We start from the raw sequence: 639 nt of genomic DNA, 5'->3' as shown, positions 1-639 counted from the left end.
CGGTTCTCGGTCCGGTCCCGGTTCGTGTTCGTCGGCGCCGGTGGGTATGCCCTGAAACTGCTGCAGAAGGCCCGGATCCCGGAGGTGCGAGGCTTCGCGGTCTTTCCCATAGGGGCGCAGTTCCTGCGCACCGCCGATCCGGATGTGGTGTCGCGGCACGCAGCGAAGGTCTACAGCCAGGCCGACGTGGACGCCCCGCCGATGTCGGTGCCGCATCTCGACAAACGGATCGTCGACGGGCGGGAATGGCTCATGTTCGGTCCGTACGCCACGTTCAGCACACGGTTGCTCAAGCACGGCCGGCTCACCGATCTGTTCACCACTCTGCGCCCCCACAATCTCGCTCCATTGCTGGCGGTGGGGATACAGAATCTGCCGCTGGTGCGCTATCTCATCGGCCAACTGCTTGCGTCCCGCACAAGGAAGTTTCGGCAGCTGCAGCGATTCTGCCCTGAGGTGCGGGATTCCGAGTGGGAGTTGATCGACGCGGGGCAACGGGCCCAGCTGGTCAAGCCCGATCGCCGCAGGATCGGTGTCCTGACTTTCGGTACCGAGGTCGTGACGAGCGCGGACGGCAGCATCGCCGGTCTGCTCGGCGCATCACCCGGCGCCTCGATCGCCCCGACGGCACTGATCGAG

The 639-nt window shown here is 65.9% G+C and carries 1 protein-coding gene; it reads left to right on the top strand.

Translation table 11 applies throughout. The features are described 5' to 3' along the window. Window positions 1–639, top strand: a 639-nt coding sequence (locus R1101_RS0125085; protein ID WP_016935842.1) for a malate:quinone oxidoreductase, incomplete at both ends; no start/stop codon positions are given.

The sequence above is a fragment of the Rhodococcus sp. R1101 genome (assembly GCF_000278445.1).
GTDB classification, from domain to species: Bacteria; Actinomycetota; Actinomycetes; order Mycobacteriales; family Mycobacteriaceae; genus Rhodococcus; species Rhodococcus gordoniae.
This window is presented reverse-complemented; position numbering and strand designations above follow the sequence as displayed.